Here is a 9,696-nt window from a genome sequence, read left to right as displayed (position 1 = left end):
TTCTCCGGAGCCCGCAATAGAAAAATTGCAGAAAAATGACTGACTGCTGCATTCCACAGCAAAATCCCGCCTTATACCCTTTTGCACACAGAGTTATCCACAAAGCGGCGAAAAGGTGAAAATTCGCGAGCGTTGCGCAAACGTTTTCGTTAAAATGCCCCCGCAAAACGAAGATGCCCCGAAAGGGGCGTTAGCTGAGTTTTTCGTGAAAAATTCAGCTAACGCTCTCTGTTATCGTCAAATCCAGGGGATTTACCATGCAACAACGTCGTCCAGTTCGCCGCGCGCTGCTCAGTGTTTCTGACAAGGCCGGTATCGTCGAATTCGCCCAGGCACTTTCCGCACGCGGTGTGGAGCTGCTGTCTACCGGGGGCACTGCCCGTCTGCTAGCAGCTAAAGGTCTGCCGGTGACCGAAGTTTCCGATTACACCGGTTTCCCGGAAATGATGGATGGACGCGTAAAGACCCTGCATCCAAAAGTGCACGGCGGCATTCTGGGCCGCCGCGGTCAGGATGATGGCATTATGGAACAGCATGGCATCGCGCCTATTGATATGGTTGTAGTTAACCTCTACCCGTTCGCCCAGACCGTAGCCCGCGAAGGCTGCTCGCTGGATGACGCGGTGGAAAACATTGATATTGGCGGCCCGACCATGGTGCGCTCCGCCGCCAAGAACCATAAAGACGTCGCCATCGTAGTAAAGAGCAGTGACTACGACGCCATTATTAAAGAGATGGATGCTAATGAAGGGTCGCTGACGCTCGACACCCGTTTCGATCTCGCCATTAAAGCTTTCGAGCATACCGCCGCCTACGACAGCATGATCGCCAACTACTTCGGCAGCATGGTGCCGGCTTATCACGGTGAAAGCAAAGAGGCCGCCGGTCGCTTCCCACGAACCCTGAACCTGAACTTCATTAAGAAGCAGGATATGCGCTACGGTGAGAACAGCCACCAGCAGGCAGCCTTCTATATAGAAGAAGAGGTAAAGGAAGCGTCGGTCGCTACCGCACAGCAGGTACAGGGCAAGGCGCTTTCCTATAACAACATTGCCGATACCGACGCGGCGTTGGAGTGCGTTAAAGAGTTTAGCGAGCCGGCCTGCGTTATCGTGAAGCACGCCAACCCATGCGGCGTGGCGGTCAGCAACTCGATTCTCGATGCCTACGACCGTGCATATAAAACTGACCCGACCTCCGCGTTCGGCGGCATTATCGCCTTTAACCGCGAGCTGGATGCCGAAACCGCACAGGCGATTGTCTCTCGTCAGTTTGTTGAAGTGATCATCGCACCCTCGGCGTCAGAAGAAGCGCTGAAAATTACCGCCACGAAGCAGAACGTGCGCGTGCTGGTCTGCGGCCAGTGGGCAGAACGCGTTCCGGGGCTGGATTTCAAACGCGTAAACGGCGGCCTGCTGGTTCAGGACCGCGATCTGGGCATGGTTACCGAAGGCGAACTGCGTGTGGTAACAAAACGCCAGCCGACCGAACAGGAGCTGCGTGACGCGCTGTTCTGCTGGAAGGTGGCGAAGTTCGTGAAGTCCAACGCCATTGTTTATGCTAAAGAGAATATGACCATCGGCATTGGCGCCGGTCAGATGAGCCGCGTCTATTCAGCGAAGATCGCCGGGATTAAAGCCGGTGACGAGGGTCTGGAAGTCAAAGGCTCCGCCATGGCCTCTGATGCCTTCTTCCCGTTCCGCGATGGTATCGACGCCGCCGCCGCCGTTGGCGTGAGCTGTGTGATCCAGCCTGGGGGTTCTATCCGGGACAGTGAAGTGATTGCCGCCGCCGATGAACACGGTATCGCGATGATCTTCACCGACATGCGCCACTTCCGCCATTAATGGAGCAACAGATGAAAGTACTAGTTATTGGCAACGGCGGGCGCGAGCACGCGCTGGCGTGGAAAGCCGCCCAGTCGCCGCAGGTCGAAACCGTGTTTGTCGCGCCGGGTAACGCCGGTACTGCCCTGGAGCCGACGCTGCAAAACGTAGCTATCGGCGCTACCGATATTCCGGCGCTGCTGAATTTTGCCCAAAGCGAGAAGATTGACCTGACCATCGTCGGGCCGGAAGCGCCGCTGGTGAAAGGCGTGGTGGACACCTTCCGCGCCGCGGGCCTGAAAATCTTCGGCCCCACCGCGGGCGCGGCGCAGCTTGAAGGCTCCAAAGCCTTCACCAAGGATTTCCTGGCGCGCCATCAGATCCCCACCGCGGAATATCAGAACTTTACCGAAGTCGAGCCTGCGCTGGCCTACCTGCGCGAGAAAGGCGCGCCGATCGTCATTAAGGCCGATGGCCTTGCCGCCGGTAAGGGCGTGATTGTGGCGATGACGCTGAGCGAGGCCGAAGCGGCCGTTCACGATATGCTGGCAGGCAATGCCTTTGGCGACGCCGGTCACCGCATTGTGATCGAAGAGTTTCTCGACGGCGAAGAAGCCAGCTTTATCGTGATGGTGGACGGCGAGCACGTGCTGCCAATGGCCACCAGCCAGGACCACAAGCGCGTGGGCGATGGCGATACCGGTCTGAACACCGGCGGCATGGGCGCTTATTCCCCCGCGCCGGTGGTAACGGATGAAGTTCACCAGCGCACCATGGAACGCATTATCTGGCCAACCGTGAAAGGCATGGCGGCGGAAGGCAATACTTACACCGGTTTCCTGTATGCGGGCCTGATGATCGATAAGCAGGGTAACCCGAAGGTCATTGAGTTCAACTGCCGCTTTGGCGACCCGGAGACGCAGCCCATCATGCTACGCATGAAGTCCGACCTGGTCGAGCTGTGTCTGGCGGCCTGCGAAGGTAAGCTGGACACGCAAAAATCTGAATGGGATGAGCGCGCGGCGCTGGGCGTGGTGATTGCGGCTGGCGGCTACCCTGGGGAATATCGCACCGGCGACGTGATCCATGGTTTACCGCTGGAGGCGGTCGAAGGGGCGAAGGTGTTCCACGCTGGCACCCGGCTTGCCGATAATGAACAGGTGCTTACCAGCGGCGGGCGCGTACTGTGCGCCACAGCGCTGGGTAAGAGCGTTGCCGAGGCGCAGCAACGCGCCTATACATTTATGGCGGATATTCACTGGGACGGTAGCTTTAGCCGCCAGGATATCGGCTGGCGCGCAATTGCCCGCGAGCAGGGCGAGTAATTTCTTACCCATCTGAAAAAGGCATAATGGTCTGCTGATAATGACCATTATGCCTGCCGTTCATCTACCCTCGGTAAAGCCTGCCCTTCCTTTACTCTCCCTGGCAGTCGCCGGAGATTTTAATAAATTTGTCGTTATAGATAATGTAATGGTTCCCGGCCTGGCGCAGCGTATCTTTGCGCACCACATCGCCGGGCCGTAAATACCACGCATCGCCCTCTTCTTCCGTGGTATCGCAGCCGGGCTTAACGAGCAGCTTAAACCAGGTATTACCGGTATTGCTTACCGTTCCTGTACTGCGATCGTAAGTCCATTTAAAGTTAACCTCTCGCGGGCGAACGACCAGAATAGCATCCATCACGATGACCGGCTCCATACTGACCCCGGCCCCGCTGGCGTTGCGCATAACATAATTATGTGAAGGTATCTCCCGAAACGAAACCCGGTAGTAACGCTCGCGGTTGTCTTTTGGACCGTGATAGTAAAATTTAAAGTATTCGCTCGCACCTGCCTGCAATGTCAACTGGCGAGGGGCAAACAGTACTTCACCATCCGCCGGGCGCGAAATGACCTCTTTTCCGCCGGGGCGGTCAATGCCAACAATCGAAACGCGATACAGACGGGCGCTTTTATTGTTATTAACGACCCGTTTCGCGGCGAACTCATCGTCAGGCGCTAGCGAGAACGTTATATTGCCAATGGAGATCCCCTGCGCTGCAGGGGGCAACCATAGCATCAGCAGACAGAGAAGCGCCTGCAGTCTGCTAATTGATATCACGCCACGTAGCCTGAACATGAATCTCTCCTGATGCGCTTACCTCACCAAACCAACCGTCTTTTTCTACCGTGCGCAGGGACACGGGGTTATTCATCAGGATCGAAAATTTCACGTTCGCTTTATTCATCAGCCCCACATCGCCGGAAATATCGTTCCATGGCGTAGCTGACCATAGCGCATCAGTCATATCATGCCAGGTATCATCGCATCCGGCGCTCCAGGACTTAACTTTCCCGCTTTGGGAGGTAAATGACAACGTGGCGGGAAAAGCAACCTTGACAGTGTCATCGGGCGAAGAAAAAAGACAATATGATATTCCTCGGATCACTTTTGACGGCCCTTTAACCTTAACCAGCACTTCATCCGCGGCGGTTTTGGCGCTGGTAGTGACAATATAGCCAAAATCCAGTGATGGTTCGCCATAGCCGACATTTCCTTCTTTCTTTGGCGCAGAGGTATACTCATCTGAAATTATACTGATACCAAAATCACGCGGTTTGATAATAATCTCACTCGAGGTGGAAAACTCGTACCATCCTGATTCAGGAACGTCGGCATTATAAAATCGGAAATTAAGGAATTCGGCAGTATTCATATCGCTAATCCCCAGACGGACCATCTGTTTAAAGAAGTTACTGGAGAAGAAAACATAGATCGAGTCTGATGATGTTAAATCGTTATATGTATAATAGGAAGCAGTGCCGTTTAACGCTCTCCATGAATTTCCATTTAAACTAAATTGTAAATCGCCATAGCTAATTGCTGATAATAAAGTGGTGTTATTAATTGCTGGAAATATATGGATATAGGTATTATTTATCCCACTGGACTGCAAAGTATATTTCACCATTTTGCAACCTAATCCGCTACGAGTACCAATGGTCATCGTCCTGCATTCGCCATTACCCTCGCCGATGATGGGTACACCGTCGCTATTAATAAAAACTTCGGTAAGCGCGTTGGTATTTTCTAATCTTAAATGGCCGCCCTTCTGGTGGGTAACTTTAACTGCATACCAAATCCCGGTACTCTGGTCTATACAGCGTGCACCGCTCGAGGCGTCATACTGTATAGAAGTGGTGCATGTATTAATTGTCGTACTAAAACTACCACCTACCGGTACCTGCTGTAAAAACTGATAAAAAGAGTCTGCCATCATTCCGTGCATCCACTTCGCCCCACCTGAGGGAACCTTTACGCCATAAAAACCCTTTTCATCAGTGGTTTGTGGGGGAATAAGACTGGTATTCATATTACAACCTGTGTACCAGTTAATACAGCGCAGGCCAAGCAGCGGATAAGAGGCGGGAGAATTATCCAGCCACATATCGAACATCCAGTTGGCGGCTAAAGCCGCGTTATAGCCATTGTCGATATAACCAAGACTTTGCTGATAAACAAGACCAGAGCCATTATATTTCAGCCCCGTCCAGCGGTTAGACCCCGTCATACGCGGATCACGTTGTCCGACAACGCCAGGAGTAACAAAGTAGTTATCGTCATTATTATTTTCAACAAATACGTACTTTCTGGTCGGCGCATCTGGATAGATTTGTTTATTTATCGCCGCATTGATATGGGTGCCACCCAGCACAGTAGTTATGAAAATGATGCAATTCAGCCAATTAACTTTCATTATTTTCTCCATTTGGCCTGCTATTGGCATAGGAGGCCAGGCCGCTACAAACTACATCCCCAACCCACACGGCACCACGCGCCTGGCTTAACTCCAGCACCACTTCGCAGCTCTGATTTTTGCCATAGCTGAAATCGATAGTTGGATGTTTTTTATCGATATCCATAATGAACTCGCCGTTATCATCGGTGCGTGTTCTGCCGATATGGTTTTTAATTTGTGCATTTGCCAGCAGCGTTCCATCTTCGGCGCGAATACGGCCAGAAACGGTAACCATTTGTTTAACTTCCGGCGTAATAACCGCAACATTGCCCGGGTAGAGGGTAAAGTGGCTCTTGCGATCGGTAACAATATCGAAGCTATCAATTGAATTTTTACTGTTTTGCAGTTCGATTTCATAACGATTGTACGCCGAGAGCGGCAGGTAATTGCGCTTGCCGGATAGCTGGAATGTCCGGCCATTCACTCTGGCGCTTAATTTGCCTGTATCTTCAAGCCCGGTGTTAAAAATTATCCCGGCATCACCGTCGGTACGCCCGCTGGCGGCAATGTTTGTTCCCTGCCAGCCGATACTGCCATTAGCGGTAAGGTTCGTATTTACGTAACCGTCTGTGCCGCTATTTACGTTCAGCGTGCCTGACGAGTACCGCGTATCAAACTGCGCATAAGCGCCGCCGCTCAGGGTTTTGTCATCGCCGGTATCACCGGAAATGGCGCGTGAAACGTTAGCCCCGATAGTACGGATACTCCCTTCTTCAAACTGCTTACGTACTGCCAGGTTCGCCAGGGTGTACCCTTTTTTATGGCTCATCCCGGCGCTGAACCAGTTGCCTAGCGGCAGCGTGAAGTCAAAAGCAATATATTTGTCGAGCCCACCATCACTGTCGCTATTATTGAACCGCTGTACACCGGCCCGCATTCCTAACGAGCCCCACTTTCCGGTATATAACGACTGATAATAATCGCCAGTATAGTAATGGCTGTTATTACGACGATCGTCGTTATAGCTGACGCTTAATGTGCCCAGCTTTGACCATAGTGGGCTAAAGTTCAGCGAGCCGCCAATCGCGCGATTATCTGCGCTGCTGCGTCGCAATTCATTGCCAATCTGCGTCTTTTCCTGGTTGACCCAAACCGTACTAAAACCGCCAGGCAAGGTGGCGCTGAGGCTACCAATAGCGCTCCAGGAGCTGTCGCTGGCCAGCATATTCTGCATATTAACGCTGATAGATTCGCTTAACGGCAGCGTTATCCGCGTCTCGCCGACAACGTTATTATCATAGCTGTATCCCGTGGCCGCCCAGCTAGAAGCATTGATCGACCCCGAAGCCGAAACGCCAATTAACCAGCTATCTTTAGCCGGCCGCGTCTCATTGCCATCCCCTGACCATTGATCCATATGAAAGCTGCCGCCCCATATCTGCCAGGCCAGCGGCGCGCCAGCACCATGTCCCTGACGAAACAGTTTATTTACCCGCTGGGTACGTTTACTGATTACCTTACTATTAACGATAACTTCGACTTCAACGTCATAAATTCCGTAGGGTAAACCGCGCGTGTCCACTTCGTGGTTACCCATCATGAAGTTCTGGACGCTCAGCAGGCGTCCTTCACGCGTAATATGAACCTCACCCGCGGCGGGCAAAAAAGCGATGACTGGCGTAACGGATTGCGTCCCGTCAAATACCGTCGAGTTAGCATAGTTTCCCCAGGAGAGACCATAAATTTTACCTGCTGAAATGGCGGTCATCGGTCCTAAAGACTGTAAGTTCCAGGTGTCCAGCATCCCACCGGCAAAACGATGGCCAGCGAAGTCGCGTTCGTACATCGCTTTATAAATTTCACTATCCTGATTACTGGTACCAACACCGTACAGCGAACCATCCAGCGCCACATGGTGCTCGCGTAGCGCGGTAACGCTATTAAGCGAAAGATAACTGGAGGTATTATTGTCACCATCACGCATCTGGTTATTGTAGATGCCGAGGTTATATTTGAGCGTGCTGCTAAGGTGATCAACGCTGGACGCGCCGATATCTTCACTACGCGGGCGCAGCAAGGTGCCTAACGCCTCCCGTTTCACCACCAGCTGCAGCAGAAGCTGGCGCAAACTGAGCTTAAGATGCGCGTTATCCTCAAGGGTAATTTGCAGATCTTTATTAAACGCTTCATCTGATAGTGCGATCAGCTGGTTTCGCGGTTGCTCGCTTAAGGTGGCATTATCCTCTTTTTCTTCCAGCTGAATTTGTCGCACGCGCAAAATGCCTTTATCCAGCCAGATCCAGGCATTACCGATCCGCTGATCGTCCTGCGTTCCCGTGCTCCCCTCAAGATGAATAAAGAGCGGAACGCTCATTCCATCCCGTAATGCCTGCCCGAACGCCGGGGGGATAATAACGCTGCCAATTTGCTGAACTTTATCGGTTTCAGCAGCGGCGCTAAGTGGAAAAAGCAAACTGACCATGCTTGAGGCAAGAAGTGATTTCAATCCAGGGTTAAGCCCTTTTAAATGCATAGTCTTATTCCACCAGTACGTATGTTTATTTCACCGGGGCAAATTGCTCACCTTGCCAAAGCGCAACGTGGCCTTTTTTATCCGCAACGTTAACGCGCACAAAGCGGCGCTCTTGTCCTGGCATTAAAAAATAATTTTCTTTGCACTCTTTCCCATCGGCGCTTTTCAGGCACGGGCCGTAAGCAATAATTCGCAGCGTGGCGTTGCCGTCATTGATAAGCTTGCCGTTGTCGTACCGGTAGCTAAATTTCACTTTTCGCGGCGCTACCACCAGAATGGTGCCAATACGGGCCGAAGCCGTCGCAACAGCGCTTCGCGTTGAACTATTGCGCTGGGCATCGCTTAATGCCTGATCGAACCAGACGATGCGGTAATAACGCTCTTTGTCATCTTCCGGCCCCTTATAAAAGAAGCGGATAACGTCGCTGGCTCGCGCGGGAAGCAGCAGACTCGCGGGGGTCAGTAAAATCTCGTCCTTTTTATCCATCGGAATAACTTTGCCATTCTCAAGCGGTGAGGTAAGGCGTTCCACATGGATGTTGACCAGGCGGCCACTGTCGGTGGTGTTTTTGATCTCTTTGCTCAGCGTGCTGCTGCCGCTATTAATAAAGGAGGAGATATCACCAACATCCAGCGCCATAGCTGGCGTAACGGTGCAGAAAATCAGGCTTAGCGCCAGAGTGAGTTTTTTCATTTGAATTCAATCCGTGAAAAAAGGCAGGGGATTCCCCCTGCCTCGCGCATCATGCGCCGCTTGGGCCGCTGGTCCAGGTCGCGTCGAACTGTACGCTTACATCACCGCTCCAGATACCGTCCGGCAGCTCGTTGAAATCTGCTGGGTTAGTACCATCTTTGGTGGCGCTGAGAATAGAGAAGGTGAAAGCGTCCTGAGCGGTAGTACGGTCGGCTGTAGTTTTATAACCGGTTGCCAGCGCGCTGAGGTTGCCGCCCAGAATATTGTTGGCGGTGTCGATCATAACGGTATCGCCATCTTTCTTCACCTCAGTACCGTTATAGGACACGCCTACGCTCAGCGTAGAACCGGTCTCATCCAGCTGGGTCAGCGTGTTAGACAGCAGGCGAGAAGTCAGTTTGAACGCGGTAGCAGTGCTGTCCCCTTCGATAGCAACATCAAACAGACCTTTCTGGGTATTAAAGCCTTTAACCCCTTCGGCATACTGGAAAGACAGGCTGCCCAGAGGCGTTACCACCAGCTTGCTGGTCGTGTCTTTTTTCGCGGTTGCAGACCAGGTAGCTACAGCCTGAGCGGTGGTATCAGCCGCGTGAGCTGCGCCCATGCCGACAAACGCGGAGACCAGAGCGAGTGCAATAACTTTCTTTTTCATAAAAATTTCATCCTGAGTTAATTAAAGAGCGTAATGCCCACTTCCATGCACAATATTTATTGTTGTGCGAAACATATAATTTGCCCGCGAGGTAACAGATATCTGCTAACCCGACGCGAACAATATCCCTGATTTAACACCATCCTTAATTAACGCTTAACGCTCCGCGTTCTTTTTCAGAAAGGTGCAAAAACAGAAAATCCCTTCATAGCTTTTCAGCTATAAAGCGAAACTGTGAACATGATATATTGCAAACTTCTGTGTCATCTG

At 52.1% G+C, this 9,696-nt stretch carries 7 protein-coding genes; 2 read left to right on the top strand and 5 right to left on the bottom strand.

Annotated elements, in window-relative coordinates:
* Window positions 1-257 precede the first annotated feature (257 nt).
* Window positions 258-1,847, top strand: coding sequence for a bifunctional phosphoribosylaminoimidazolecarboxamide formyltransferase/IMP cyclohydrolase (gene purH, locus ENTHG_RS23625; RefSeq protein WP_044185999.1), 1,590 nt, complete (start codon window positions 258-260; stop codon window positions 1,845-1,847).
* Window positions 1,848-1,858: 11 nt separating this feature from the next.
* Window positions 1,859-3,151, top strand: a complete 1,293-nt coding sequence (purD, locus tag ENTHG_RS23620; RefSeq protein ID WP_044185997.1) for a phosphoribosylamine--glycine ligase — start codon at window positions 1,859-1,861, stop codon at window positions 3,149-3,151.
* A gap of 91 nt (window positions 3,152-3,242) precedes the next feature.
* Here purD and ENTHG_RS23615 read toward each other — a convergent pair whose 3' ends face one another.
* The 5 genes from ENTHG_RS23615 to ecpA are packed head-to-tail and all read right to left on the bottom strand — an operon-like array spanning window position 3,243 to window position 9,426.
* Window positions 3,243-3,947: a fimbrial biogenesis chaperone gene (locus ENTHG_RS23615; protein WP_044185995.1), complete on the bottom strand. Its 705-nt coding sequence runs from the start codon at window positions 3,945-3,947 to the stop codon at window positions 3,243-3,245.
* Entirely contained in the window at window positions 3,916-5,565 is a 1,650-nt protein-coding gene (ecpD, locus tag ENTHG_RS23610) for a fimbrial adhesin EcpD (protein ID WP_044185993.1), read from the bottom strand. The genes ENTHG_RS23615 and ecpD overlap by 32 nt, the downstream gene beginning before the upstream one ends.
* Window positions 5,555-8,080, bottom strand: a complete 2,526-nt coding sequence (locus tag ENTHG_RS23605; protein WP_044185991.1) for a fimbrial biogenesis outer membrane usher protein — start codon at window positions 8,078-8,080, stop codon at window positions 5,555-5,557. Before ENTHG_RS23605 ends, ecpD begins: the two co-directional genes overlap by 11 nt.
* A 25-nt stretch (window positions 8,081-8,105) precedes the next feature.
* On the bottom strand, window positions 8,106-8,774 hold the full coding sequence (locus ENTHG_RS23600; protein WP_044185989.1) for an EcpB family pilus assembly chaperone: 669 nt from the start codon (window positions 8,772-8,774) through the stop codon (window positions 8,106-8,108).
* Window positions 8,775-8,823: 49 nt separating this feature from the next.
* Window positions 8,824-9,426: a common pilus major fimbrillin subunit EcpA gene (ecpA, locus tag ENTHG_RS23595; RefSeq protein WP_044185987.1), complete on the bottom strand. Its 603-nt coding sequence runs from the start codon at window positions 9,424-9,426 to the stop codon at window positions 8,824-8,826.
* Window positions 9,427-9,696: the final 270 nt, after the last annotated feature.

The organism is Phytobacter massiliensis JC163, from assembly GCF_000321045.1.
Taxonomy (GTDB): Bacteria; Pseudomonadota; Gammaproteobacteria; order Enterobacterales; family Enterobacteriaceae; genus Phytobacter_A; species Phytobacter_A massiliensis.
This window is presented reverse-complemented; position numbering and strand designations above follow the sequence as displayed.

Bases quoted from the DNA above. Each gene is read 5' to 3' on its own strand.
- ecpA (WP_044185987.1), bottom strand. From the start codon at position 9,426: ATGAAAAAGAAAGTTATTGCACTCGCTCTGGTCTCCGCGTTTGTCGGC.
- ENTHG_RS23605 (WP_044185991.1), bottom strand. From the start codon at position 8,080: ATGCATTTAAAAGGGCTTAACCCTGGATTGAAATCACTTCTTGCCTCA.
- ENTHG_RS23600 (WP_044185989.1), bottom strand. From the start codon at position 8,774: ATGAAAAAACTCACTCTGGCGCTAAGCCTGATTTTCTGCACCGTTACG.
- ecpD (WP_044185993.1), bottom strand. From the start codon at position 5,565: ATGAAAGTTAATTGGCTGAATTGCATCATTTTCATAACTACTGTGCTG.
- ENTHG_RS23615 (WP_044185995.1), bottom strand. From the start codon at position 3,947: ATGTTCAGGCTACGTGGCGTGATATCAATTAGCAGACTGCAGGCGCTT.
- purH (WP_044185999.1), top strand. From the start codon at position 258: ATGCAACAACGTCGTCCAGTTCGCCGCGCGCTGCTCAGTGTTTCTGAC.
- purD (WP_044185997.1), top strand. From the start codon at position 1,859: ATGAAAGTACTAGTTATTGGCAACGGCGGGCGCGAGCACGCGCTGGCG.